Source organism: Microbacterium sp. Root53, from assembly GCF_001426925.1.
In the GTDB taxonomy this organism is placed as follows: domain Bacteria; phylum Actinomycetota; class Actinomycetes; order Actinomycetales; family Microbacteriaceae; genus Microbacterium.
The window spans coordinates 30,653-56,476 of record NZ_LMFR01000021.1 but is presented as its reverse complement, the minus strand read 5'-3'; the positions used below and the strand labels follow the sequence as shown (position 1 = coordinate 56,476).

Genomic DNA, 25,824 nt, shown 5'->3' with positions numbered 1-25,824 from the left:
TCACCGGGGACACGCGATCCGGGCACCCGGATGACCTGTGATGTCCTGAGACATCACAGGCACCCGGATGACGTGCCGCCGGTGAGAACACGTGTCATCAGACCAGCCGCGCTCGACCAGCACGGCGACCGTGCGCGGCGGGACCGTGACGGTCGCCGTGGCGGCATCCCACGTGGTGCCCTTGACGATCGGGTCGGAGCCGTCCGCGAGGGCGTCCGCGAGGGTGAAGCCACGGCCCTCCAGGCCGTCGACGACCTGGGTCAGCGGCTCGGGCGAGGCGTTGAAGACCACCAGGGCGCCCTCCAGGGCCGCGTCGACGTCGGCGCCGACCGTGTCGTCGACGAGCATGACGATCGAGCCCGCGGCATCCGTCTGCGGGAACGACACCTTCTCGTGGATGAGGTCCGCCGATCCCAGCGTGAGCAGGTCGACCGACGAGCGCACCCGCAGCAGGTCAAGGGCCGCGGCCTCGGCCGTCGCGATGTCGTCCGCGGTCGGCTTGAGCGCGGGGTCGCCCAGGAGCGGCGCCATGATGCCCCACTTGCCGCCGTTGTCGGCCTTGGGCGGCAGGCCCGATCCGAACGTGGACTCCTGCCCCGACCAGTCGATGCGGTTGAACCAGTCGCCCGAGTCGTAGCTGTTGCGGTCGAGCGACTTCGAGCGCAGCAGCTCGGTGCCCGCGTGCCAGAACGACACGGACTGCGACAGCGTCGCGGTCGCGAGCGACAGCGTGTTCATCCGGATGCGGTCGGACATGGCCGTGTCGCGCGGCAGCTTGAGCACCGACAGGTCGTACAGCGTCTCGTTGTCGTGCGCGTCGACGTAGTTGACGACCTCGGCCGGCTCGTCGGCGTAGCCTGCGGGCGACCCGCGGTAGTCGAGCTGATCGCCGCGCAGCACCTCGCCGTTCGACGCGCGCAGCTCGTAGTCGCGCAGGTTGCCCGCGAGGCCCAGCTTGACCAGGTCGGTCTCGTGCCCGAGGTCGGCGAGCGCCTGCTCGGTCGAGCCGTTGATCGCATCGCCGTTCGGGTCGACCCCCAGGCCCGTGCCGAAGCCCTGCCGGAAGGTCGACGAGGAGTCGACGGGGCTGCCGCCGTGGACCGCGTCGCGCAGCCGGTCGTTGAACGTGCCGATGCCCGTGCCGCCGAGGTTGCCCTGCTTGGCCTGCTCGAACAGCCGGTCGCCCGCGACCTCCCCGAAGTCCCAGCCCTCTCCGTACAGGTACACGGTCGTCCCGTCGACGCCGTCGTCCTCGAGGGTCAGGGCGTCGAGCGCCTCGCGCACGGCCGCCATGTTCGCGGTCGAGTGGTGTCCCATCAGGTCGAAGCGGAACCCGTCGACCTTGTAGTCGCGCGCCCACGTGACGACCGAGTCGACCATGAGCTTCTGGGCGGCCGCGTGCTCGGTGGCGACGTTCTCGCAGCACGTCGACTTCTCGACCGCGCCGGCCGCGTTGAGGCGGTGGTAGTAGCCCGGCACGACCCTGTCGAGCACCGACCGCTCCCCCTGACCGGACTGCGCCGTGTGGTTGAACACCTGGTCCAGCACGACCTCGAGGCCCATACCGTGCAGCGCGCCCACCATGGAGCGGAACTCGGCGACGCGCGCGCCGCCGTCGGGGTCGACCGCGTACGAGCCCTCGGGCACCGTGAAGTGGTACGGGTCGTAGCCCCAGTTGAAGCCGTCCTGACCCGCGACCGCGCCGACGCAGGCCTGCTGCTGGTCGGATGCCGGCGGCAGCGCCGCGAGGTCGCAGTCGGGCGTCGCCTGCGCGTCGCGATCCTCCTGGATCGTCGCGATGTCGAACGAGGGCAGCAGGTGCACGGTCGTGATGCCGGCGTCCGCGAGCTGGCGCAGCTGATCCGTGCCGTCGCTGTCGCGCGTGAACGCCCCGTAGGTGCCGCGCAACTCCTCGGGAACCGTCTCGTCGGTGATCGAGAAGTCGCGGATGTGCAGCTCGTAGATCGCGCGGTCCACGTCCTGCTCGACATCCGGATCCGGGGCGTCGCGCCACGCGCGCGGGCGCCACTCGCCGTCCCGCAGGTCGATCGCGACCGAGCGCTCCGAGTTCTCCGTGAGGGCGACCGAGTAGGGGTCGGTCACCACGTTGGTCTCGATCGCGCCGGTGGTCGGCGCGTAGACGCGCACCTCCCACGCGTACTCGTCGCCCTTGAGGGCGCGCGTGCCGCGCACCTCCCAGGCGCCCGAGGCCGCGTCGAAGTCCGCCTCGTGTCGCACCGGGTCGCCGTCGGCGCCCGCCTCCCACGTGAGCAGGGTCGCGGTCTGCGCCGTGGGCGCCCACAGCCGGAACGTGGGGGTCTTGCCGCGGAACGTCACGCCGAGGTCCACGTCCTCGAGCGCCTCCGCATAGAGGTCGTCGAGCACGCCCGGGATCTGGACGCCCGTGAACGCCGTGAGCGTGCCGTCGGGCGCGGTCTGCGAGACCGCGAGCTGCCCTCGCACGAGCGCCGCGGCGTCCTGCCCCTCGATCCGCAGCGCGAGGTGGTCGGCGAGCGCCGGGAAGCGCTCGCGCTGCGCCTCGGTGAGGCCGCCGTCGACCACCGCAAGCGCGATGCCCTCGCCGCCCGCGACCTGCCCGTCGACGACCTCGAGGCCCGCCTCGTCGGACGCGTGCAGCGCGTACGACGCGCTCTCGGCCGAGCCGAGGTCGGCCGGCCATGCGATGGTCTCCGCGTCGATCCAGTGCGCGCGCTCCTCGCCCGTGCCGGCCAGCGGCGGGGCCGCGGCCGTGATCTCGAGCCGGTGGTCGGCGATCGTGTATCGGAAGGCGACCGGGGTGCCGTCGTCCACGCTGAATGCGATGTTCGCGCCGTCGCGCGCGCCGTCAGCGCCGTAGTTCTCGGCCCAGCTGCGACCGTGCGCGACCTTGGCCTCGTACGAGCCCGCGGGGATCGCATCCGTGGTGAGCTCGTACACGCCGTCGCGGTCGCCGTCGAGCAGCAGCGAGGCCAGGCAGTCCGGCGCCCAGTCGCCCGCGCAGCCGATCTCGCTCTGGAAGCTTCCCGGCACGGTGACCATGGGGCCCTCGGCCGTGGACTGCGCGGCGTTCGAGCGCGGGTCGAACACGAAGGTGATCGGGCCGCCGCCGTGCGTGAACGCGTAGTTCGCCCCGTCGCGCACGCCGCCGACGCCGTAGTTCACGGCCCAGCTGCCGTCGATCGCGATCTTGTACTCGTAGTCGCCCGCGGGCAGGTCGAAGGTCGCCTCGTACACGCCGTCGGCGCGCAGCGAGAGCTTCGCCGCCTCGCACGCCGGGTCCCAGTCGCCGGCGCAGCCGAGCTCGGAGTTGTGGCTGCCGGGGACCGTCACCATCTCGATCGGGTTCTCGGGCTCCTCGGTCTCGGCCAGCGTGACCGCGTTGCCGACCGACGCGTACGTCGACGCGGCCGAGCGGTTCCCCGCGGCGTCGGTCACGACGGCGCGGTACTCGACCAGGGTGCCGCGGGCCAGGCCGGCGACGTCGTGGAACACGCGCGGCGTGGTGTCCTCGGCGGTGCCGAGCGGACGCCACTCGCTCTCCCCCGCGACCCGCCACGCGAAGCTCGTCTCGATCCAGCGGTCGCCCTCGACGTCCGCCGACACCGCGGCCTGGCCCTCGAGGCCGGCACCGGCCGCCGGCACCGCGACGGCGACCGCGGGGGCCGCAGCGTCGGCCGTGACGGCGCGGTCGGCGCGGTACACGACCGCGCTCAGGGCCGGCACCGTGACGGTCGCGGATGCCGCGGCGTCGCTCGCGATGCCCGCCTCCGCGCCGTACACCGGGGCGTATGCGGCGTCGGCCGTGAGCGTCGTCAGCGTGACCTCGCGCGCCTCCTCGGCGTTGTTCACCGCCACCAGGTACTCGACCTTCTCGTCGCGGTCCACGCGCGAGAACGCGTAGACGCCCGCGCCGCTGTCGGCGTGACGCTCGATCTGCGCGCCGGTGGCGAGCGCCCTGTGCTCGTCGCGCAGCGCCGCGAGCGCCGAGATGTGACCGTAGAGCGGTGCGGCGGTGTCGTAGCGGTCGACCGACCCGGCGTTCTCGCCCGTGACGAGGGGCTGGTCCGCGTACTCGGCGACCTGGCTCGCGAACAGCGTCTGGCGGGCGGATTTGTCACCGCCCAGGCCCGCGAAGCCCTGCTCGTCGCCGTAGTAGACGACGGGCTGACCACGCGTGAGGAACATCAGCTCGTGAGCGAGCTCGTCGCGCTCGAGCGCTTCGCCCGTGTTCAGCAGGAAGTGGCCGACGCGGCCCATGTCGTGGTTGCCGAGGAACGTCGGCAGCGCGTGGGCCGACGAGTCCGGCGTCGTGTAGCGGTCATCCCCGGCGAAGAGACCCTGCAGCCCCTTGGCGGAGTTGCCGCCGGCGAATCCGACGGCCGACGACTGGAACGCGAAGTCCAGGACCGAGTTCATGTCGGTGTCGCGCACGTAGGGCGACAGCTTGACCGGGTCGGCGTCGTACACCTCGCCGAACATGAAGAAGTCGCTCTTGCCCTGCGCATGCGCGTAGTCCAGGACCTCGGTGGTCCAGCGCTCCCAGAACTCGAAGTTCACGTGCTTGACGGTGTCGATCCGGAAGCCGTCGATGCCGAGGTCGATCCAGTCCTGGTAGACGTTGACGAAGCCGTTCACGACGGTGGGGTGCTCGGTCATCAGGTCGTCGAGGCCGTCGAAGTCGCCGTAGGTGACGGACTCGCCGCTCCAGGTCGAGTTGCCGCGGTTGTGGTACAGCGTCGGGTCGTTGAGCCACGCCGGGGTCTTGGCCTCGGCGTCCGTCACGACCGGCGTGTACGGGAAGGAGGTGGCCGCGTCCATCGCGGGGAACGTGTCGCCGCCCGCGTAGTCGGCGGGGTCGAACACGTTGCCGTCGGCGTCGGTGTACGGGCTCGTCGCCTGGTCGACGTACGAGTACTGCGCCTCGGCGTAGTCGATCACGTCGGCGGTGTGGTTGGTGATGATGTCGAAGTACACCTTGATGCCGCGCGCGTGCGCCTCGTCGATCAGCGTGGCGAGCTCCTCGTTCGTGCCGAGGTGCGGGTCGATCCGCGTGAAGTCGGTGATCCAGTAGCCGTGGTAGCCGGCGCTCGCGTTCGCGCCGGTCCCCTGCACGGGGCGGTTGGCGAAGCTCGGCGTGAGCCAGATCGCGGTCGTGCCGAGACCCTCGATGTAGTCGAGCTTCGACCGCAGGCCCGCGATGTCGCCGCCCTGGTAGAAGCCCTTGTCGGTCGGGTCGAAGCCGTGCGCGAAGCGGTCGCCCTCGATCCCGCCCGTGTCGTTCGCGGTGTCGCCGTTCGCGAACCGGTCGGTCATGACGAAGTAGAAGCGCTCGTCTCCGCCCGGCTGACGCACGGGGGCGGCCGCGAGCGCGGCGTCGGCGTCCGTGTACTCGCCGGGAAGGCCCGTCACCTCGACGCCCACCCGCTTGCGGTTGTCGTCGAACACGAACCTCAGGCTCGCCGGGCCCGCCACGGTGAGCGGGATGTTGTCGCCGCCGCCGTCGAGGCCGTAGGACTCGTCCCACGTGTCGTTCAGGGCGACCTTGTACTCGTACGATCCGGCCGGCACGGCGAACTCGGCGGCGTACACCCCCTCGGTCCCCGTGGGCAGCAGCTCGGTGTCGGCGCAGGCGGGCTGCCAGTCCTCGGTGCAGCCGAGCTCGGACTGCAGGCTGCCCACGAGCGCGACGGATCGCTCGGCGGCCGCGGCCGGGAGCGACGTGACCGCGGCGCCCGACAGCGCGAGGGCCGGGATGGTCAGCAGGGCGAGGGCGCGGCGGTGCGCGCGGGTCGTCTTCGACAAGTCATCTCCATCGATGCACGGGAACGGCGACGCGGGGCGTCCCCGCGACCGTAGCAACGCGCACGCTGGATCTGCAAGCGCTTGCACGCGTTACATCCGGACTGATCGCGCGTTACAGCGATGGCCCGCACAGCGGGAGCATCGGTGAGCGACGGGAGTGCAAGCGCTTACAGAACGGATGGCGGTGGCGGCTTCCGTCGTTTCGCCTCCGTTTCGTCTCCGCTCAGCGACCGCGGAGGGAGGCTTCCCGCACGCGCAGATCGCGGGCGAGGTGGTCGCGCTGCTCGATCACGAGCCGCCGCAGCGCGCCGGGCGCGTCGGCGTTCGCCGCGAGCCACGCGTCGACGGGTTCGAGCGAGTCGGATGCCGGGAACAGCCCCGTGACGAGGCGCCGCGCGATCTCGATCGAGCGCTCGGACCACGTGTCGCGGATCCGGGCGAAGTACTCGTCGTCGAACCGCGCGAGCATCGAGCGGCTCTCCCCCGTCCGCGCCCCGGCGATCGTGGCGTCGAGGTGGTCGTTCGTGAGGGAGCGGTCGTCCCACGCCGCGTGCCATGCGGCCGCACGCACGTCGGCGTCGCGGCGCGCCGCGAGCACCCGGATGCGGGCGGTGCGTCCGGTGGCGGTGTCGTCGCGCGCGAGCTCGGCGTCCGCGTCGGCCTCGCCCGCGTGACCCGTGGCGGCGAGCGCGGTCAGCCACGACCAGCGCAGGTCGGCGTCGAGCGGCAGCCCAGCCGGCACGGGCGCCGCGCCGTCGAGCATGGCGCGCAGCTCGCCCGCCCGGGCGTCGTCGAACGCCGCGGCGCCCGAGAGGGCGCGCGCCCACGCGAGCTGCGCGTCGCCTCCCGGCGCGGCCGCCTGGGTCTGCGCCCACGTCAGGTCGAGCCACGCGCGGCGCTCCTCGGCCCTGGCCTCGATCGGCACGTAGTGGCCGATCGCGAACGCCGCGTTGCCGGTGACGCCGCCGAGCAGGCCGACGTGCGCCTCGCCGGGCGCGTGGCGGCGGACGATCTCGAGATAGCGGCGCGCGGGCAGCTCGCCGTCGCGGGTGGCGTTCCACAGCGCCGACCACACCAGGCCCCGGGCGAGCGCGTCCTCCAGCGTGGACAGCGCCTCCTCCACGGCGTCGAGCGAGCGCGCGTCGAGCCGCGCCTTGGCGTAGGTCAGGTCCCCGTCGTTGATGAGCACGAGGTCGGCGTCGGGCAGCTCGACGCGCGTCCGCTCGTCGCGGAGGTCGGCCTCCACCAGGGCGTTCCGCTCGAGCCGTCCGTCGCGGAGCGCGTAGCAGCCGATCGCGAGCCGGTGCGGGCGCGGATCCGTCTGGATCAGCTCGCCGGCCTCGCGGTCGTACGTCAGGGTCGACATGCCGGTGGTCTCGAGCCAGGCGGCCGACCAGGCGCGCAGGTCGCGGCCCGACGCCGCCTCGAGGTGGGCGAGCAGGTCGTCGAGCGTGGTGTTGCCGTATGCGTGGGCCCGGAAGTAGCGGCGGGCCCCCTCGAAGAACGCGTCCTCGCCCGCGTACGCGACGAGCTGCTTGAGCACCGACGCGCCCTTCGCGTAGGTGATGCCGTCGAAGTTGAGCTTGGCCGCCTCGAGATCGGGGATGTCGGCGACGATCGGGTGGGTGGTGGGCAGCTGGTCCTGCTGATAGGCCCACGCTTTGCGGCGCGCGGCGAACGACACCCACGTGTCCGCGAACCGGGTCGCGGCCGCCGAGGCGTGCGATCCCATGTAGTCGGCGAACGACTCCTTGAGCCACAGGTCGTCCCACCAGCGCATGGTCACGAGATCGCCGAACCACATGTGCGCCATCTCGTGCAGGATCGTGTTGGCGCGCGCCTCGTGCTGCGCGTCGGTCGACGCGCCGCGGAAGACGTACGCCTCCGTGAAGGTCACCAGGCCGGGGTTCTCCATCGCCCCGAGGTTGTACTCGGGCACGAACACCTGATCGTACGTCGACCACGGGTAGGGGAAGCCGAACGCCTCGTGGAAGAAGTCGAGGCCCTGACGCGTGATCTCGAGGATCTCATCGGCATCGAAGTGCCGCGCGAGCGAGGCGCGGCAGTATGCGCCCAGGGGCACCGTGAGCCCGTCGCGCGACCATTCCCCGCTCGCGCCGTGGTACGGCCCTGCCGCGACCGCCGTGATGTAGCTCGACAGCGGCAGGGTCGGCGCGAACTCGACCGTCTGGGCGTCGCCGTGCACCTCGGTGCGGACGGCGGCCTGGTTCGAGAGCACGTGCCAGCCGGCGGGCGCCGACACGACGAACGTGAAGCGCGCCTTCATGTCGGGCTGCTCGAAGCACGGCATGACGCGGCGCGCGTCGGCGGGCTCGTACTGCGTGTACAGGTAGGTCTCGCCGTCCACCGGGTCCCGGAACCGGTGCAGGCCCTCGCCCGAGCGGCTGTAGGCGCCGACGGCCTCGATGCGCACGACGTTCTCACCCTCGAGCCCCGCGAGCAGGATGCGTGCGCCGTCCCACGCGACGTCCCGGTCGACGCCGTTCACGACCACCCGCTCGACCGACTCGCCGATGAAGTCGACCCAGGTCGCCTCCACGGTCGCGTCGAACTCCAGCGTCACGACGGTCGGGAATCCCGTGCGCCCGGCGTCGGGCGCACCCGTCAGGTCGAGCTCGACGCGCACGTCGCGGAGCGAGATCGACGCGGAGCGCGCGGCCGTCTCGTCGCGGGAGAGGTTGGCGGCGGCGTTGGCGGAGGTCATCCGTCCATCGTTCCACGTCGGGGACGAGTGTCCGGTTCACCGGCACGGCCGCGGATCGCCGGCCGTACCGCCGCAGTGGGGCATCGTCAACCCCGTTCGGCAGGATGCGCCGGCGACCTACGGTCGGGAGCACACCGATCCGGAAGGGAGCACGATCATGACCGATTCCGAGCGAGGCAACACCACGCACGGTCCCCGAACGGACGAGCAGCTGGCGCAGGAATCGCGCGGCATGGTGCAGGGACACGGCGCCCCGCACGCCGAGCCGTTCCGCGAGACCGAGCCGCTGACCGATGACACGGATGCGCCGGACGTCGGTCGGGCGTTCCGGCACGAGACCGCGCCCGGCGCGGAGACCGAGGACGGCGCGCTCGAGCAGGCGCCGGTGGGGGACGCACCGGTCGCCGACGACGTCGAGCCGCCGCGGCGCGGCGCCTCGGAGGAGGACGCGCCCGAGGATCTTCTCGACGACCGCGGGGTCGAGGAGGGCGGCGCGGATGAGTGACACCGGCGTGAAGACCGCCGATCTGGCCGACCTGCTCGCCGAGCCCGGGCCGTGGACGACCGTGGTCGTCGACGGCCGCGGCGGGCGTCCCCAGGCCGAGGAGCTGGCTCGGCGCCGCGCGGTGACCGACACGCTGGGCGACCTCGGAGCGCCGGGCGACGACGTCCGCGCCGTCGCAGAGGCGCTCGACGAGGGCGACGGCCTGCCGAGCCCGTCCACGCGCGTGCTGCTCGTCCGCGGCGGCCGCGCGGTCCTGGACGAGTCCTTCGTCGGCGCCCGGCGCGGGGGCGAGGTGCTGGAGCACGGGCCGCTCCCCCGCATCCTGCCGCTCCTGCGGCATCGCGCGGGCGTCGTCCCGTATCTGGTCGTCGAGACCGCGCGCGAGGGCGCCCGGCTCAGCCTGTGCCAGGCGCAGCGCGGCGCGCGCGACACCGAGACGACCGAGATCGAGGGCCGCACCGACAGCCTCAACAAGGTGCAGGCCGGCGGATGGTCGCACCGCAGATACCAGAACCACTCCGAGGACATCTGGGAGCACAACCAGGCCGAGGTGGCCGAGGCGGTCGACCGGCTGGTGCGCGAGCGGCGGCCGCGGTTCGTGGTCGTCGCAGGCGACGTGCGAGCGCGACAGCTGCTGCTCGAGCGCCTCGCGCTCGCGTCGCGGGGGCTCGTCCTCGAGGTCGACGCGCACACCAAGGCGGAGGGCTCCGACGACGGCGCGCTCGACGACGCCGTCTCGCGCGCCGTGCAGGCGGGCATCGACGCCGAGATCGCCGAGGCCCGCGACCGCGCGGCCGCCGGTCACGGCGCGTCGGGAGCGCGCGGCTTCGGCGACGTCGTCGCGGCGCTGCAGCAGGCGCGCGTGGACACGCTGCTGCTGGATGCGCGTCTCGCCGACTCCGACGAGACCCTGGTCGCACTCGACACGCAGCCGTGGATCGCGCGACAGCGCGGCGACGAGCTCGCGGCCGGCTCGCTCGGCCCCGTGCAGGCCGCCGAGGCGCTGGCCCGCGCGGCCGTGCTGAGCGGCGCGCGCGTGCTCGTGATCGAGGACGACCTGCCCGATGGCGAGCCCCGGGACGGGCGCCCGCCGGCCGAGCCGCTCGCGTCGCTGAGGTGGGCGGACGGCGGATGACCACCGCACCGGGTCTCGTGCGGGTGGGGGTCTCCGGCTGGCGCTACCCCAGCTGGCGCGGAGACTTCTACCCGCGCGGCCTGGTGCAGCGGCGCGAGCTCGAGTACATCGGCGAGCGCATGTCGAGCGCCGAGATCAACGGCTCCTTCTACTCGCTGCAGCGCCCCGAGAGCTACGTCCGGTGGCGCGACAGCGTGCCGGGCGGTTTCGTGTTCGCGGTCAAGGGACCGCGCTACATCACGCACATGCTCCGCCTGCGCAGCGCCGGCACCGCCCTGTCGAACTTCTTCGCTTCGGGGCCGCTCGCGCTCGGACCGAAGCTGGGGCCCATCCTCTGGCAGCTGCCGGCGCGCCATCCGTTCGAACCCGACACGCTCGACGCGTTCCTGGCCTCGCTGCCGCGCACGACAGCCGCCGCGCTCGAGATCGCGCGCGGGCACGACAGCCGGCTCACGGGGCGCACGTGGCTGGAGATCGACGAGGACCGCCCGCTGCGGCACGCCATCGAGCCCCGTTCGGAGAGCTTCGCGGATCCGGCGTTCACCGAGATGCTCCGGGAGCGCGACGTGGCCCTCGTGGTCGCCGACAGCGCGCAGAAGTTCCCGATGTTCGACGCCGTCACGTCCGATCACGTGTACGTCCGGCTGCACGGCTCGCAGGAGCTCTACATGAGCGGGTACACCGCGGAGGAGCTCGACGAATGGGCTGCGCGCGTGCGCGCATGGGCGGACGGCACAGGGTGTCCCGACGGCGTTCCGCGCGACGTCTACGTGTACTTCGACAACGACGGCCGCGGGTTCGCGCCGCACGACGCCGTCGCGCTCGAGGCCCGGCTCGCGGCGGTGCCGGCCGGCTGAGGGGAATGCGCGCCCGGTCCATTCGGTTGAATGGGGACGTGACCGACGCCCTCCGCATGCCCGCCGACCGCCGGGCGACCGTCGTCGTGATCGGCGCGGGCCAGGCGGGGCTGTCGGCCGCGTACCACCTGCGCCGCCAGGGCTTCCAGAGCGCGCTCGAGCGCCCGGGCGGCGAGCGCACATACGTCGTGCTGGACGCGAACCCAGCGCCCGGCGGGGCCTGGCAGCACCGCTGGGAGTCGCTGCACGTGGCGAACCTGAACCGGATCTTCGACCTGCCGGGTCTGCCGCAGCCGGCCATGGACGCCGACGAGCCCAGCCGCACGGCCGTGCCGCGCTACTTCGCGGAGTTCGAGGACCGCTACGCGTTCCCGATCCTCCGCCCCGTGCGGGTCGACAGCGTGGACTACGCGGACGACGACGAGACCGGCGACCTGATCGTGCGCACCGACCACGGCACGTGGACCGCCCGCGCGCTCGTCAACGCGACCGGCACGTGGAACAACCCTGTGCTGCCCTCCTACCCCGGCAAGGAGACGTTCCGCGGCCGACAGCTCCACACGCGTGACTACGGCGCGCTGGAGCACTTCGCGGGAAAGCGGGTCGCGATCGTGGGCGGCGGGATCTCGGCCATCCAGCAGCTCGAGGAGATCTCCCGCGTCGCCGACACCTTCTGGTACACGCGCCGCGAGCCGGTCTTCATCGAGGGCGAGTTCGACCCCGAGACCACGGGTCGGAGCACGATCGACAAGGTCATCGCCGATGTGGAGGCGGGCCGGCCCACCGGGAGCGTCGTCGGCTACACCGGGCTCGGCTGGTCGCGGTACGCGCGCGCGGCCCAGGCGCGCGGCGCCCTCGTGCGCCGCCCGATGTTCACGCGGATCGAGCCCGAGGGCGTGCGGGAGGCCGACGGCTCGTTCACGCCGCTCGACGCGATCCTGTGGGCCACGGGTTTCAAGGCCGACCTGCGCCACCTCGACCCGCTGTACCTGCGCAACGAGCTGGGCGGCATCACGATGCGCGGCACGCAGGTGCGCGGCGAGCCGCGCGTCCACCTGATCGGCTTCGGTCCGTCTCAGTCGACCGTGGGCGCCAACCGGGCCGGCCGCGAAGCCGTCGCGGGCCTCGTGCGCTACCTCGACGAGGGCTGGGCCGAGGAGGACGTGGCGGTCTGACGGCCGGAAGGACGGCACGTCAGAAGGGCGATGCGCCGCCCGATCAGACGCGGCGACGGGAGTCGAACCCGCAACGCCGCCGGGTATGAGCCGGGGCCCGGGACCACCCGGATCGCCGCGATGACCCCACGGTACGTCCGGATGCCCGCATCACCCAGCCCCGTGACGAGATGTTGCGGAATCGCTCAGGCGCGCGCCGCTCGGCGCTTTCCGGCCCGCGGCGTCAGCACGGCGCCCTCACGCGAGAGCCGCACGGCGATCAGTCCGAGCACCAGGACGACGATCCAGAACCCGGCGACCGCCCCGATGCCGCCGACGACCATGAGGGCGGTCGCGATCATGGGTGTGAAGCCGGCGCCGAGCGTCGACGCACCCTGGTACGCGAGCGAGGCGCCCGTGTAGCGCACGTCCGGCGGGAACTGCTCCGAGATGTACGCGCCGATCGGGCCGGCGAGGATGCCCTGGATCAGACCGTTGCCGACCACCACCGCGATCGCGAAGCCCCATGCCGTGCCGTCGTGCAGCAGCACGAGCGCCGGGAAGGCCCACAGCACCCCCAGCACGCCGCCGATCGTCAGCACCGTGCGCCGCCCGATCCGGTCGGAGAGGCGTGCCGCGGCGAACGACACGACGATCGTGACGACCGCCGCGAGGCCCTTGATGTTGAGCACGGCCTCGCGCGCGACGCCCGCGCCGGTCGCCTCGGACGCACCCCACGACGTCAGGATGCCCTGGCACGCGTAGAACCCGAGCGAGGCGACGAGGGTCAGGATCACGACGCGCGGGTGCCCGGTGAGCACGCGCGTCAGCGGGATGCGGCGACGCTGCGTGCGCTCCGCCGCCTCCGCCTCCAGCCGCTCGAACACGGGCGACTCGGCCACCTTCAGCCGGATGACGAGACCGACGACGATCAGCAGAGCCGAGAAGAGGAAGGGGATGCGCCAGCCCCACACCAGGAACTGGTCACCTGTGAGCGCCGAGACCCCGGACACCACGAAGGTCGCCAGCAGCCCGCCCGCGGGACCGCCGGCGTTGGCGAACGCGGCCGCGAAGCCGCGCTTGCGCTCGGGCGCGTGCTCGAGAGCCATGAGCGTCGCGCCACCCCACTCGCCGCCGACCGAGATGCCCTGCACGATGCGCAGCAGCACCAGGATGATCGGGGCCGCGACGCCGATCATCGCGGGCGTGGGCAGCAGGCCGATCGCGACGGTCGCGACGCCCATCATCAGCATGGACAGCACGAGCATCTGCTTGCGGCCGAGGATGTCGCCGAAGTGGCCGAACAGGATGCCGCCGAGGGGCCGCGCGAGGTAGCCCACCGCGAGCGTCGCGAACGAGGCCAGCAGGCCGATCCCGTCGGGCTGGTCGCCGAAGAACACCTTGTCGAAGATCAGGGCGACCGCGGTCGCGTACAGGATGAAGTCGTAGTACTCGATCACGCTGCCGATGAACGACGAGCCGAGCACGCGGCGCAGGTCACGGGTGTTGAGCGAATCGGAGGCCGGCTGTTCCCCCGCGATGCCCATCAGGTGCCACTTCGTGCTGAGCGAGACGCCGTCGTCGACCGCTGATCCGAGACTCCCACACCGACCGTGCGAGCGCCTCCGTGTCAGCATCCTCCGGGACGCCGCACGTGCGCGGATGCTACGGTGAGCGCATGGAGATCGAGGTCGACAGGATCTAGCCGAACGCCGCCCCCATCGCACAGATGGCTCAGGGCCCCGCGTTCGCGCCCCACCGTTCTCGCGCCGTTCCGGCCGACGGTGACGCGCAGCGATTCCTCACCCGATCGGATCCCCGTCCGCACGCCCTCCGGCGCCCGCGGACGCGCGTCGACCTCGACCGGCCCGTGCGCATCCGCACCGCCGAAAGGTCCCACACTCATGCCAGCCCCCACCTCCGTCACCCTCCGCGACCTCGCGTTCGAGTGGCCCGACGGCTCGCCCGCCCTCGACGGCCTGAACGGCACGCTGCCCATGGGCCGCACCGGTCTGGTCGGCCGCAACGGCGTCGGCAAGTCGACGCTGCTCCGGCTCATCGCCGGCCTGCTCGCCCCGACCCGCGGCCGGATCGAGACCGCGGGCGACGTCGGCTACCTGCCGCAGACGCTCACCCTCGACCACGACGCCACGGTCGCCGACCTGCTCGGCATCGCCCCCGTGATCGCGGGGCTCCGCGCGATCGAGTCGGGCGACGTCGACGAGCGCCACTTCGACGCCGTCGGCGACGACTGGGACGTCGAGTCCCGCGCGGACGAGGCCCTGCACGAGATCGGCTTCTCGGCCGCCGACCTCGACCGCCCGGTCGCCCGCCTGTCGGGCGGCGAGGCGATGCTGATCGCGCTCACCGGGCTGCGCCTGAGGCGCACGCCCATCACGCTGCTCGACGAGCCGACGAACAACCTCGACCGGCCGACCCGCGGGCTGCTCGGCGACCTGGTCGACGCCTGGCCCGGGACGCTTATCGTCGTCAGCCACGACCTCGAGCTGCTCGAGCGGATGGAGCACACCGCCGAGCTGCGCGCCACCGGCCTCGGCCAGGAGGCCCGGGGCCGGGGCGCGCGCCTGGAGGTGTTCGGCGGCCCCTACAGCGCGTTCCGCGAGTCCGTCGAGCAGGATCAGGCCGCGGCTGCGCAGGCCGCGCGCACCGCCAAGCAGGCGCTGAAGGTCGAGAAGCGGCAGCGCGCAGAGGCCGAGGCCAAGATCGCGGCCCGCGCCCGGGCCGGGAAGAAGGCCTCCGAGAACATGCCGAAGATCCTCGCGAACGCCCTCGCCCGCAAGGCGCAGGCGACCGCGGGATCGCTGCGCGGCACGCTCGACAGCCGGGTCGAGGCCGCTCAGGAGGCGATGGACGCCGCCGACGCGCTGGTGCGCGACGAGGAGCACATCCACCTCACCGCCGGCTCGCGGAGCTGACGGACGGGACCCGCACGGTGGTGATCCAGGGCCCCGAGCGCGTCGCGCTCGTCGGGCCGAACGGCGCGGGCAAGACCACGCTGCTGGAGCAGCTGGTCTCGGGCGCGGCAGCGCCCCCGGGCGCCGTGCGCGGAACGCTGCTCACGTCGCGGGTCGGGTACCTGCGCCAGCGTCTGGACGACCTCGACGACGCGCGCTCCGCGGTCGACAACGTGCGGGACACGGCACCCGGCACTGCCCCTGGCGAGCTGCGCAACCAGCTGGCGAGACTGCTGCTGCGCGGCAGCGCGCTCGATCGCCCGGTCCGCACGCTGTCCGGGGGCGAGCGGTTCCGAGTGGCGCTCGGGCGGCTGCTGCTCGCGGATCCCCCGGCGCAGCTGCTCATCCTCGACGAGCCCACCAACAATCTCGACATCTCCAGCGTCGAGCAGCTCGCCGAGGCGCTGGAGGCCTACCGCGGCGCCGTACTGATCGTCAGTCACGACCATGCGTTCCTGCGCCGCGTCGGCATCGACGGTCTTGCCCGCGCCGTTCGGCCCGACGAGCGCGACGCGCTCGGGGCCCTGGATCACCACCGTGCGGGTCCCGTCCGTCAGCTCCGCGAGCCGGCGGGAGCGGGATCCCTCAGCGCGCGGCGCCCGCGCGGCGCTTGTTGTAGATGTCGAACGCGACGGCGATCAGCAGGACGATGCCCTTCACGATCTGCTGCGTCGCCTGGTCGATGCCGAGCAGCTGCATGCCGTTCGACATGACGGCCATCACGAGGCCGCCGACCATCGCGCCCGTGACGCGGCCGACACCGCCCGTGGTCGAGGCGCCGCCGATGAAGCACGCCGCGATCACGTCGAGCTCGAACATGTTGCCCGCCCCCGGCTGGGCGCCGTTCGAGCGCGCCGAGAAGATCGCGCCGGCGATGCCCGACAGCAGGCCCATGTTCACGAAGATCCAGAAGTTGACCTTCTTGACGTTCACGCCCGACAGCTGCGCGGCCGACAGGTTGCCGCCGATCGCGTACACGTGGCGCCCGAACACGCTGCGCGTGGTGATCAGCTGGTACACCATGATCAGCACCGCGAGGATGATCAGCACGATCGGCAGACCGCGGCTGTGGGCGATCTGCCACGCGAAGGCCATCACGACGGCCGCCACCAGCACGATCTTCAGCACGAACAGATACATCGCCTCGACGGTCTGCTTGTACTTGATGCGGCCCCGGCGCGTGCGCCACTGCGACCACGCGAAGCCGGCCACCGCGACCGCGCCGATCAGGACCGTGAACGCGTCGTAGCCGTCGCCGCCGATCAGGCCGTTCAGGAAGCCCGTCGCGATGGTCGTGTACTCGCGCGGGAAGGGCGAGAGCGAGATGTTCTCGAGCACCAGGTAGGTCACGCCGCGGAACAGCAGCATGCCGGCGAGCGTCACGATGAAGGCCGGGATGCCGACGATCGCCACCCAGAAGCCGTGCCACGCGCCGACCACCAGGCCGACCGCGATCGCCGCGACGATGCCCACCCACCAGGGCGCGCCCTGCTTGATCACGAGCACGGCCGAGACGGCGCCCGCGAGGGCCACCACCGATCCGACCGACAGGTCGATGTGGCCCGCGATGATCACCATGATCATGCCCAGGGCGAGGATCAGGATGTGCGAGTACTGCAGCACCAGATTGGTGAGGTTGTTGGGGCTCAGCAGCACGCCGTCGGTGACGATCGCGAAGAACGCGACGATGATGACGAACGCGATGTAGATGCCGGACGTGCGCAGGTTGCGGGTGAACAGATCCTTGAGATCCGTGAGGGCGCTGCTCATCGCGCCTCCTCCTTCGGCGTGTTCTTCTCGATGGTCATGAGGGCCATCAGGCTCTCCTGGGTGGCCTCGGCGACCGGGAGCTGTCCCGTGATCCGCCCGTAGGCGAGGGTGTAGATGCGGTCGCACATGCCGAGCAGCTCGGGCAGCTCGGACGAGATCATCACGACCGCCTTCCCGGCCTCGGCGAGGCGGTTGATGATCGTGTAGATCTCGTACTTCGCGCCGACATCGATGCCGCGCGTGGGCTCGTCGAGGATCAGGACCTCGGGAGCGCTCTGGAGCCACTTCGACAGCACGACCTTCTGCTGGTTGCCGCCGGACAGGGTGCCGACCGTGGCCATCACGGTGGGCGCCTTGATGTTCATGCTCTGGCGGAACTCCTGCGCGACCTGGATCTCCTCGTTCTCGTTGATCCAGCCGTTCGAGGAGACCTTCTCGAGCGACGCCGCCGAGATGTTCGTGCGGATGTCGCTGATCAGGTTGAGGCCGTAGTGCTTGCGGTCCTCCGACACGTAGGCGATGCCGTTGTCGATGGCCTCCCCGACGGTGCGGGTCTGGATCTCGCGGCCGTGCAGGTACACCCGGCCCGAGATGTCGCGGCCGTAAGAGCGCCCGAACAGGCTCATCGCCAGCTCGGTGCGCCCTGCGCCCATCAGGCCCGCGATGCCGACGATCTCGCCGGCCCGCACGTCGAACGAGGCGCCCTCCACGACGACCCGGCCGGGCTGCGTGGGGTGATGCACGGTCCAGTCCTCGACGCGGAAGACCTCCTCCCCGATGTGCGGCGTGCGCTCCGGGAAGCGGTGCTCCAGGTCGCGGCCGACCATGCCGCGGATGATCCGCTCCTGTGTGGCGTCGGGACCGTGCATGTCGATCGTCTCGACGGTCTCGCCGTCGCGGATGATCGTGGTCGAGTCCGCGATGGCCTCGATCTCGCCGAGCTTGTGGCTGATGATGATGCACGTGATGCCCTGGTCGCGCAGCTGACGCAGCAGGCCGAGCAGGTGCTCGGAGTCCGTGTCGTTCAGCGCGGCCGTCGGCTCGTCCAGGATCAGCAGGCGCACGTCCTTCGTCATCGCCTTGGCGATCTCGATGAGCTGCTGCTTGCCCACGCCGAGCTGGCCGACGTGCGTGACCGGGTTCTCGTGCAGGCCGACGCGCTCCATGAGCTCGGCGGCCTCGGCGTTGGTCTGGTTCCAGTCGACCAGCCCGCCGCGCACGCGCTCGTTGCCGAGGAAGATGTTCTCGGCCGCCGACAGGAACGGGACGAGCGCGAGCTCCTGGTGGATGATGACGACGCCGTGCTCCTCGGAGTCCTTGATCGAGGAGAACCGCACCTCCTCGCCGTCCAGCAGGATCTGGCCGTCGTACGTGCCGTGCGGGTACACGCCGGAGAGGACCTTCATGAGGGTCGACTTGCCCGCGCCGTTCTCGCCGCAGATGGCGTGGATCTCCCCGCGGCGCACGCTCAGGTTGACGTTCTTGAGCACCTTCACGCCGGGGAAGTTCTTGGTGATGTTGCGCATCTCGAGGATGGCGTCCGACATCGTGGTGTCCTTCGTCTCGTCGGATCCGGGATGACGATGCCCGCCGAAGCGGGGTCCGGCGGGCATCGTCGGGAGGTGGGACGGACTCAGTCCGACTGGCCCTTCTCGATCTCCTCGGCGGTCCAGTAGCCCGAGTCCACGAGCAGCGACTCGATGTTCTCGGCCACCACGATGTCCGACTCGAGCAGGTACGACGGCACGACCTTGACCTGGTTGTCGTAGGTCTCGGTGTCGTTGGCCTCCGGCTCCTCGCCCGCGGCGTACGCCTTGGCGGCCTCGACCGCCTGCTCGGCGAGCTTGCGCGTGTCCTTGAAGATGGTCGAGTACTGCACGCCGTCCGCGATCAGCTTCACCGAGGCGATCTCGGCGTCCTGGCCCGTGACGATCGGCAGGCCCGAGGCCTGGTCCGGGCCGTACCCGGCGTTCTGCAGGGCCGTGATGATGCCGCGCGAGAGGCCGTCGTAGGGCGACAGCACGCCGTGCAGCTCCTTCGCGCCGCCGTCGTACGTCGACGTGAGAAGGTCCTCCATGCGCTTCTGCGCGGTCTCCTGCAGCCAGCGCAGCGTCGCGGCCTGCTCGATGTCCGTCTGGCCGGAGGGGACGACGAGCGTGCCGTTGTCGAGGTAGGGCTGGAGCGTGTCCATGGCGCCCTGCCAGAAGAAGTGCGCGTTGTTGTCGTCCAGCGAACCCGCGAAGAGCTCGATGTTGAACGGCCCCGTCTCACCCGTCTCGGCGCCGCTCTCGTCGAGGATGCCCAGGCCGGTGAGCAGCGACGTCGCCTGCTGCACACCCACGTTGTAGTTGTCGAACGTGACGTAGAAGTCGACGTTCTCGGTGCCGTTGATCAGACGGTCGTAGGCGATGATCGGCACGCCCTGGTCGGCGGCGGCCTGCAGCTGGTTGGCCAGCGCGGTGCCGTCGATCGAGGCGACGATCAGGATGTCGGCGCCCTTCGTGATCATCTGGTCGATCTGCTGCTGCTGGGTCGGGATGTCGTCGGCCGCGTACTGCAGATCGACCGTGTAACCGGCCTCCTCCAGGCCCGCCTTGACGGCGTCGCCGTCGGCGATCCAGCGCTCCGACGTCTCGGTCGGCATCGCGACGCCGACCGTGATGTCCTCGGGCGCCTCGGTGTCGCCGCCGCCCGCGGGCGCGCCCGCTCCGCCTCCGGCGCATCCGGCGAGCGCCAGGGCCAGTCCGGCCGTGGCCGCCGTCGCGAGGGTGAACCGCTTCGCAGTCCGCTTCATTGCTGTGCCTCTTCTCTTCTTCGAGATCCGGGACGTCCCGGCGTGGGACCATGTTAGCGCTCACACATGGCTGTGTGCACGTTCACACGAGGCACTTTATCCCCCGGGCGCGGCGGCGCCCCCGACCGTCAGCTGGTGGCGAGTCGCAGCATCGTCCAGGACACGGCCGGCAGCACCGCCTTCACGCGGGCGCCGTCCGCGGTCGCTCCCGCGTTCGGAACCGGCACCACCGAGTCCGCATCGTCGGCCGTGGCCTGCCAGGTGTGATCCGGATTCGACAGCGTGACCGCCTCGACGATGCGCAGATCTCCGAGCCCCCGCACGTCCACGGCGAGCTCGAGCTCGTCCGCGACCGAGCGGTTGACCGCGAAGACCACGACGTCGCCGGTCGCCGGGTCGTGGGTCGCGACCGCGTCGAGCGCCGCGACCTCGCCGAACTTCGCCGTCTCGTGCGTGGGCGTGTCGACCGCGAGCCGCAGCACGTCGCCCGCGGCGTGCCGGGCCGTGAGGGCGAACGGGTGGAAGATGGTCTGCCGCCAGCTGCGCCCGCCCGGCTCGGTCATGATCGGCGCGATGACGTTCACCAGCTGCGCGAGCGACGCGGCGTGCACCCGGTCGCTGTGGCGAAGCAGCGAGATCAGCAGCCCGCCCACCACGACGGCGTCCGCCACGTTGTACCTGTCCTCGAGCAGCACGGGCGCGACGGGCCAGTCGTCGCCCTCGGGCACGTGGGACTCGGCCCGCTTCTGGTACCACACGTTCCACTCGTCGAACGAGATCGCGATCCGCTTGCGGTGCTTGCCTGCCGCGCGGACGGCGTCGGAGGTCGCGACCACCGACTCGATGAAGTGATCCATGTCCACCGCGGAGGCCAGGAACGACGCGAGATCGCCGTCCTCCTCGTAGTAGTAGGCGTGCGCGGAGACCATGTCGACGTGGTCGTACGACTCCGTCAGCACGACGCGCTCCCACTCGCCGAAGGTGGGCATGCCCGATCCGGACGATCCGCACGCGACGAGCACGAGATCGGGGTCGATCATCCGCATGGCGCGGGCCGTCTCGGCCGCCAGCCGGCCGTACTCGGCGGCCGTCTTGTGGCCGATCTGCCACGGGCCGTCCATCTCGTTGCCGAGGCACCACATCCGGATGTCGTGCGGCTCCTCGGAGCCGTTGGCGCGACGCAGGTTCGCCAGGGCCGTGTCGCCCGTGCCGTTGCAGTACTCGAGCAGATCGAGCGCCTCCTGCACGCCGCGCGTGCCGAGGTTGACCGCCATCATGGGCTCGACCCCCGCGGCCCGGCACCAGCGCACGAACTCGTCGACGCCCACGAGGTTCGGCTCGGTGGAGTGCCAGGCGAGCTCGAGCCGCCGCGGTCGGTCGGCGACCGGGCCGATGCCGTCCTCCCAGCGGTACCCGGAGACGAAGTTGCCTCCCGGATAGCGCACCGTCGTGACCCCGAGCTCGCGGGTGAGCTCGAGCACGTCGCCCCGGAAGCCGTCGGCGTCGGCCGTGGGGTGGCCGGGCTCGTGGATGCCCGTGTACACGCAGCGCCCGAGGTGCTCGACGAACGAGCCGAAGGTGCGCGGACGCACGGGGCCGACGGTGAAGGCCGGGTCGACCGTGACGGAGGCGGTCAGCATGGAGGGATTTCCTTTCGGTGGTGGATGCACGGCAGGGGACGGCCGCGGACGGCCGGTGAGGTGGTCGGGATGACCGGCCGGCGGCGCGGAGGCACGCGCCGCCGGCCGGCGGGATCAGCCGAGTTCGTTCTCGAGGTCGGTCTGCGCCTGCTCGAGGACCTGCTGAGCCGGCACCTTGTTCTCGAACGCCTCGTTCAGCGTCACGGTGCGGAACAGGTTGTCGACCGAGGGCCAGTTCGGCGACGAGAAGGACTCCCAGTGGCCGATGCCGTCCTTCACCTGGTTCAGGACGTCGAACAGGTTCGTCTGGAAGTACTGGTTGAACTTGTTGTCGGGGTTGTGGGTGACGGCCTCGTCCTCCCAGACCGACATGTTCACGGGGTCGAAGCCGAGCTCCTCCCACACGGCCACGTTGGCCTCAGGCGAGAGCTTCGCGAACGCCAGCCAGTCGGCCGCGAACTCCGCGACGGGCGACGAGCCGATGACCGCGGTGCCGGTGCCGCCGCCGCCGATCGTCTTGACCGCGGCGCCGTCGGGGACGGGAGCCGGCGCGATGGCGATCTTGCCGGCGAGGTCGGGCATGTAGTCCACGAACCGCGAGGTGTACCACGCCGGGTACACGACCGCGGCGAAGTCGCCGCTGTTGATGGCGCCGTAGGCCTGCTCGTCGTCCGGGCTGCCGCCGGGGATCGTCGAGATCGCGCCGGCCTCCTGCATCTCCTGCAGCATCGAGATGGTCTCGACCGCCTCCGGGCTGTCCACCTGCGGGTTGCCGTCGGCGTCCATCCACTCGCCGCCCAGCTGCGCGGTGATGAGCGGCTCGACGAACGTCACGCCGGTCTCGGCGATGCCGAACGCCTTGCCCGTGGCCTCGTTGTACTGCTGGCCCGCGGCGCTGAAGTCGTCCCAGGTCTGGATCGTGGTGTAGTCGATGCCGGCGCCCTCGAGGAGCTCGGTGTTGTAGAACGCGACGAACGCCCCGACGTGTGTGGGGAACGCGTAGATCGAGCCGTCCTTCGAGTAGAGGTCGAGGCGCGCCTGGACGATGTCGTCCACGTAGGGCTCGGCGACCTCCGTGAGGTCGACCAGCGGCGGGTTCTCGCCCCGCACGAAGTTCGCGAACTTGTTGACCTCGATGTCGACGACGTCCGGGAGGCCCTCGCCGGCGTTGAGCGCCAGCTGCAGCTTGTTGTGCATCTCCTCGTACGGGTACACCGTGATCTGGAGATCGATCGCGCTGTCGGGGTTCTCCTCGTTCCAGGCCTCGGCCATCGCCTCGTAGAAGGCGGCGTGGACCTCGGCGAACACCCACATGTCGACGACGGTGGAGCCGTCCTCATTCACGGTGGGCGCCTGGCCGCCGCCGCTGCAGCCGGCCAGGGCGCCGGCCGTGAGGGCGAGAACCGCCCCCATCGGGATGATCCTTCGTGCGTTCATGGTGATCTCCTTCGATCGTTGCTGTGTGCGGGGGGGGTGGGGTCTTGCGTCGTCAGCCCTTGACCGCGCCGGCGGTCATGCCTTCGATGAAGTAGCGCTGGAACGCGAGGAAGAGCAGGAGGATGGGGACGAGCGAGAAGAACGCGCCGACGATGAGCAGGTCGTAGTTGTTGCCGTGGGGCGTCAGCAGCGCGTTCAGGCCGATCGGCAGGACGAACTTCTCGGAGCTGCGCAGCACCAGCAGCGGCCAGAGGAAGTTGTTCCAGCACATCATCCCGTTGAGGATCGCCATGGCGGCGATGGCCGGCTTCGCGATGGGGAGCACCAGGCGGAAGAAGATGCCGAACTCGCTCACGCCGTCGACGCGTCCCGCCTCGACGAGCTCGTACGGCACGCCGAGGAAGTACTGCCGGAAGAAGAAGATCGTCATGGCGTGGGCGAGGAACGGCAGCCAGATCACCGTGAACGTGTCGGCGAGGTCGAAGTCGTTGACCTGCATGTAGAGCGGGAGCATCAGCATCTCGAACGGGACCGTCATCACGATCAGGACGGCGACGAACACGACCTGCTTGCCGCGGAACTCGTACATCGCGAGGCCGTAGGAGACGAAGGAGCTGACCAGGAGGGTCAGCACGACCTGCACGGCGGTGAGCCACAGGCTGTTCCAGAACCACAGGAAGTAGTCGCCGGAATCCGTGAACAGCACGCGGTAGCTGTCCAGGTCGAAGGACCCGAAGTCGATCGCGAAGCTGATGCCGCTGCGGATGAGGGATCCGCCGTCCTGGAACGTGCCCAGGAGGATCGCGATGATCGGGATCAGGGCGATGACCGCGATGACGATCAGGAACGCGGACTGGATCAGGCCCGCGAACCGCTGAGGCCACGGCAGCGGCGGCCGCACGCCCTCGATCACGGTGATGTTCGCGCGCGTCTCGGTCATCGCGTCGCCTCCTTCCGGAACGTGCCCGTCAGCGTGAGCTGGGTGACGTTGATGACGAGGACCACCAGGAGCAGGACCACGCCCACGGCGGAGGCGAAGCCCATGTCGTTCTGCTGGATCCCCTGCCGGTACAGGTATCCGACGATGGTCAGGCCCTGATTGTTCGGAGACTGGTTGCCGGCGTAGAGCATGAAGCTCTCGGTGAACATCGCGAGGCCGCCGTAGATGCTGATCGTGATGACGTACACGATGGTCGGGCGCAGGTTCGGCACCGTGATGTGGAGGAACTGCTTGATCCGCCCGGCGCCGTCCAGGGCCGCCGCCTCGTAGTACTCGCGCGGGATGGACTGCATCCCCGCGAGGAAGTACATCGTGTTGACGCCGGTCCACCGCCACAGCGCCAGCACGAGCAGGACGATCAGGCCGGGGATGTCCTCGCGCAGCCACCGCACGGGCCCGAACCCGATGAAGTCGAGCACCTGGTTCACCATGGCCGAGTCGCTCTCGGAGAACATGAGGCGGAAGACGAGGCCCGCGACGACGATGGACGTGAGGGCCGGGACGAACAGCGACGCCTTGAAGAGGTTCTTGATCCGCGGGCTGCCGATCTTGGAGTTGAGGATCGCCGCGAGCACCATCGGGATCGGGATCAGCAGCACGAGGGTGAGCACCATGTAGCGGAAGCTGTTGCCCACCGCCTGCCAGAACACGCGGTCGCCGACCATCCGCTCGTAGTTGCGGAAGCCGATGAACGTCGCCTGCCCGTACAGGAGCTCCTGGAAGCTCATCATGAACGAGCGGACGATCGGCACGGCCCAGAAGACCAGCAGCGTGATCACGAACGGCAGCACGAACAGGTACGGTGCGGCCTTCTTCGAGTACAGCAGTCGCTTCATCGCGCCTTCCTCGGTGAGGGTGACGACCATGTCACCTGGTTCTTTTTACATCGATGTAAATCGGTGACGCAAGAGGGGTTCCGACATCCCGTCGAAGGGGACGCGGTCAGCGCGCGGTCGAGTCGCGGGGCACGAGCTGGAAGTCGGCGACCACGAGGCGCGGCGGGCGGGACTCCCCCGCCATGCGCTCGATGAGCAGGTCCACGGCGACGCGCGCGATCTGCTCCCGGCCCGGCGCGATCGAGCTCAGGGTCGGGGCCGAGTAGCTGCCCTCCTCGATGTCGTCGAATCCGACGACCGCGACGTCGCGCGGCACCGCGATGCCGCGCTCGTGCAGCTCGTGGAGCGCCCCGAGCGCGAGCGCGTCGTTCATCGCGAACACGCCGTCGACGGGCGCTCCCGAGTCGAGGATCCGCGCCATGGCGGCCGCCCCCGTCGAACGACGCCACCTGCCGGCCTCGCCGACCAGGCGGGGGTCGTGTTCGAGCCCCGCCTCGGCCAGACCCGCCAGGTAGCCCTCGAAGCGCAGGATCGCCGATCCCATCTGCTCGCCGACGTGCGCGCCGATCACGGCGATGCGGCGGCAGCCGCGCTCCGCCAGGTGCAGGGTGGCGGCGCGCGCCGCCTCCCGGTTGTTCATCGTGACGTGGTCGACGGGCGCACCGAACACCCGCTCCCCCAGCATGACCAGCGGGTAGTCGAGGTCCTCGAACGGCGACAGGTCGGCCGGATCCATGGTCATGGGCGAGAACAGCAGGCCGTCGGTGAGCTGGCGGCGCTCGCTGCGCAGCACGTCCAGCTCGTGCTCTCCCATCGGCCCGGTGTGCTCGATCAGCAGCACGAGATCACGCGCCTCCGCCGCTCGCATGAACGAGTCGGCGAGCTCGGCGAAGTACGGATTGCGCAGCTCGGGGATCGCCAGCCCGATCATCCCAGTGCGCCCGCGCCGCAGGTTGCGCCCGGAGACGTTGACCCGATACCCCAGGTCCGAGATCGCCGACTCGACGCGCGCCCGTGTCCCGGGCCGCACGTGGACGAACCCGTTCACGACGTTCGACACCGTCTTGACCGAGACGCCGGCGCGGTCGGCGACGTCGCGCATCGTCACCGACATGCGTCCTCGCCTTCCGCCGCGGCCTCTCGCCCGACATCGGCATTCTATGCAGGCGCAGCGGATCCGCCGGCTCGGGGCGC

15 protein-coding genes, 1 tRNA gene and 1 pseudogene are annotated in these 25,824 nt (G+C 71.0%); 5 read left to right on the top strand and 12 right to left on the bottom strand.

Annotated features, from left to right (window positions below):
- Complete coding sequence (pulA, locus tag ASD19_RS09295; protein ID WP_082543115.1) at positions 1–5,802, bottom strand: pullulanase-type alpha-1,6-glucosidase; 5,802 nt, start codon at positions 5,800–5,802, stop codon at positions 1–3.
- A gap of 223 nt (positions 5,803–6,025) precedes the next feature.
- On the bottom strand, positions 6,026–8,527 hold the full coding sequence (gene pepN / locus ASD19_RS09290) for an aminopeptidase N (RefSeq protein ID WP_055991638.1): 2,502 nt from the start codon (positions 8,525–8,527) through the stop codon (positions 6,026–6,028).
- A 157-nt stretch (positions 8,528–8,684) separates the two neighbouring features.
- On the opposite strand from pepN, the gene ASD19_RS14080 reads away from it, so the two are divergent.
- Genes ASD19_RS14080 through ASD19_RS09270 form a run of 4 tightly spaced genes read left to right on the top strand, consistent with a single transcriptional unit; the run spans position 8,685 to position 12,199 of the window.
- Positions 8,685–9,032, top strand: a complete 348-nt coding sequence (locus tag ASD19_RS14080) for a hypothetical protein (RefSeq protein WP_082543114.1) — start codon at positions 8,685–8,687, stop codon at positions 9,030–9,032.
- Positions 9,025–10,167 carry a baeRF2 domain-containing protein gene (locus tag ASD19_RS09280; protein WP_055991634.1) on the top strand — a complete coding sequence of 381 codons (1,143 nt, stop codon included), beginning with the start codon at positions 9,025–9,027 and terminating at the stop codon, positions 10,165–10,167. Before ASD19_RS14080 ends, ASD19_RS09280 begins: the two co-directional genes overlap by 8 nt.
- A complete protein-coding gene (locus ASD19_RS09275; RefSeq protein WP_055991630.1) occupies positions 10,164–11,024 on the top strand; it encodes a DUF72 domain-containing protein in 861 nt (286 codons plus the stop codon). Before ASD19_RS09280 ends, ASD19_RS09275 begins: the two co-directional genes overlap by 4 nt.
- 56 nt (positions 11,025–11,080) lie before the next feature.
- Entirely contained in the window at positions 11,081–12,199 is a 1,119-nt protein-coding gene (locus ASD19_RS09270) for an NAD(P)-binding domain-containing protein (RefSeq protein WP_055991988.1), read from the top strand.
- Positions 12,200–12,246: 47 nt separating this feature from the next.
- On the opposite strand, the gene ASD19_RS14390 is transcribed toward ASD19_RS09270, so the two are convergent.
- Both ASD19_RS14390 and ASD19_RS09265 read right to left on the bottom strand, forming a co-directional pair.
- A tRNA-Met gene (locus tag ASD19_RS14390) sits at positions 12,247–12,319 on the bottom strand.
- Between the two features lie 65 nt (positions 12,320–12,384).
- Positions 12,385–13,725, bottom strand: a complete 1,341-nt coding sequence (locus tag ASD19_RS09265) for an MFS transporter (RefSeq protein WP_055991627.1) — start codon at positions 13,723–13,725, stop codon at positions 12,385–12,387.
- A gap of 357 nt (positions 13,726–14,082) precedes the next feature.
- Between ASD19_RS09265 and ASD19_RS14940 the strand changes: the two are divergent.
- Positions 14,083–15,629: pseudogene (locus tag ASD19_RS14940) on the top strand (ABC-F family ATP-binding cassette domain-containing protein); the annotation flags it as partial.
- A gap of 109 nt (positions 15,630–15,738) precedes the next feature.
- Here the strand turns inward: ASD19_RS14940 and mmsB are convergent.
- The 8 genes from mmsB to ASD19_RS09220 all read right to left on the bottom strand — a co-directional run bounded on the left by mmsB (position 15,739) and on the right by ASD19_RS09220 (position 25,744).
- Positions 15,739–16,923, bottom strand: a complete 1,185-nt coding sequence (gene mmsB, locus ASD19_RS09255; protein WP_055991624.1) for a multiple monosaccharide ABC transporter permease — start codon at positions 16,921–16,923, stop codon at positions 15,739–15,741.
- Positions 16,920–18,470, bottom strand: a complete 1,551-nt coding sequence (gene mmsA, locus ASD19_RS09250; RefSeq protein WP_055991985.1) for a multiple monosaccharide ABC transporter ATP-binding protein — start codon at positions 18,468–18,470, stop codon at positions 16,920–16,922. The genes mmsB and mmsA overlap by 4 nt, the downstream gene beginning before the upstream one ends.
- Before the next feature lie 86 nt (positions 18,471–18,556).
- Positions 18,557–19,717: a multiple monosaccharide ABC transporter substrate-binding protein gene (gene chvE / locus ASD19_RS09245; protein ID WP_055991621.1), complete on the bottom strand. Its 1,161-nt coding sequence runs from the start codon at positions 19,715–19,717 to the stop codon at positions 18,557–18,559.
- 128 nt (positions 19,718–19,845) lie between these two features.
- Positions 19,846–21,357 (bottom strand): arabinosylfuranosidase ArfA, encoded by a 1,512-nt coding sequence (gene arfA / locus ASD19_RS09240; protein WP_055991618.1) that lies wholly within the window; start codon positions 21,355–21,357, stop codon positions 19,846–19,848.
- Between the two features lie 114 nt (positions 21,358–21,471).
- A complete protein-coding gene (locus ASD19_RS09235) occupies positions 21,472–22,794 on the bottom strand; it encodes an ABC transporter substrate-binding protein (protein WP_055991615.1) in 1,323 nt (440 codons plus the stop codon).
- A 52-nt stretch (positions 22,795–22,846) separates the two neighbouring features.
- A complete protein-coding gene (locus ASD19_RS09230) occupies positions 22,847–23,734 on the bottom strand; it encodes a carbohydrate ABC transporter permease (protein ID WP_055991612.1) in 888 nt (295 codons plus the stop codon).
- Positions 23,731–24,630 carry a carbohydrate ABC transporter permease gene (locus ASD19_RS09225; RefSeq protein WP_055991982.1) on the bottom strand — a complete coding sequence of 300 codons (900 nt, stop codon included), beginning with the start codon at positions 24,628–24,630 and terminating at the stop codon, positions 23,731–23,733. Before ASD19_RS09225 ends, ASD19_RS09230 begins: the two co-directional genes overlap by 4 nt.
- 106 nt (positions 24,631–24,736) lie before the next feature.
- The gene (locus ASD19_RS09220; RefSeq protein WP_055991609.1) at positions 24,737–25,744 is read right to left on the bottom strand and encodes a LacI family DNA-binding transcriptional regulator; all 1,008 of its coding nucleotides are present in this window, start codon (positions 25,742–25,744) and stop codon (positions 24,737–24,739) included.
- Between the last annotated feature and the right edge of the window lie 80 nt (positions 25,745–25,824).

What these genes read in the sequence shown, in the direction of transcription:
- pepN (WP_055991638.1), bottom strand. Translation starts at nt 8,527, where the DNA reads ATGACCTCCGCCAACGCCGCCGCCAACCTCTCCCGCGACGAGACGGCC.
- ASD19_RS09270 (WP_055991988.1), top strand. Translation starts at nt 11,081, where the DNA reads ATGCCCGCCGACCGCCGGGCGACCGTCGTCGTGATCGGCGCGGGCCAG.
- ASD19_RS09235 (WP_055991615.1), bottom strand. Translation starts at nt 22,794, where the DNA reads ATGAACGCACGAAGGATCATCCCGATGGGGGCGGTTCTCGCCCTCACG.
- ASD19_RS14080 (WP_082543114.1), top strand. Translation starts at nt 8,685, where the DNA reads ATGACCGATTCCGAGCGAGGCAACACCACGCACGGTCCCCGAACGGAC.
- ASD19_RS09275 (WP_055991630.1), top strand. Translation starts at nt 10,164, where the DNA reads ATGACCACCGCACCGGGTCTCGTGCGGGTGGGGGTCTCCGGCTGGCGC.
- ASD19_RS09220 (WP_055991609.1), bottom strand. Translation starts at nt 25,744, where the DNA reads ATGTCGGTGACGATGCGCGACGTCGCCGACCGCGCCGGCGTCTCGGTC.
- mmsA (WP_055991985.1), bottom strand. Translation starts at nt 18,470, where the DNA reads ATGTCGGACGCCATCCTCGAGATGCGCAACATCACCAAGAACTTCCCC.
- ASD19_RS09225 (WP_055991982.1), bottom strand. Translation starts at nt 24,630, where the DNA reads ATGAAGCGACTGCTGTACTCGAAGAAGGCCGCACCGTACCTGTTCGTG.
- ASD19_RS09280 (WP_055991634.1), top strand. Translation starts at nt 9,025, where the DNA reads ATGAGTGACACCGGCGTGAAGACCGCCGATCTGGCCGACCTGCTCGCC.
- ASD19_RS09265 (WP_055991627.1), bottom strand. Translation starts at nt 13,725, where the DNA reads ATGGGCATCGCGGGGGAACAGCCGGCCTCCGATTCGCTCAACACCCGT.
- mmsB (WP_055991624.1), bottom strand. Translation starts at nt 16,923, where the DNA reads ATGAGCAGCGCCCTCACGGATCTCAAGGATCTGTTCACCCGCAACCTG.
- chvE (WP_055991621.1), bottom strand. Translation starts at nt 19,717, where the DNA reads ATGAAGCGGACTGCGAAGCGGTTCACCCTCGCGACGGCGGCCACGGCC.
- ASD19_RS09230 (WP_055991612.1), bottom strand. Translation starts at nt 23,734, where the DNA reads ATGACCGAGACGCGCGCGAACATCACCGTGATCGAGGGCGTGCGGCCG.
- arfA (WP_055991618.1), bottom strand. Translation starts at nt 21,357, where the DNA reads ATGCTGACCGCCTCCGTCACGGTCGACCCGGCCTTCACCGTCGGCCCC.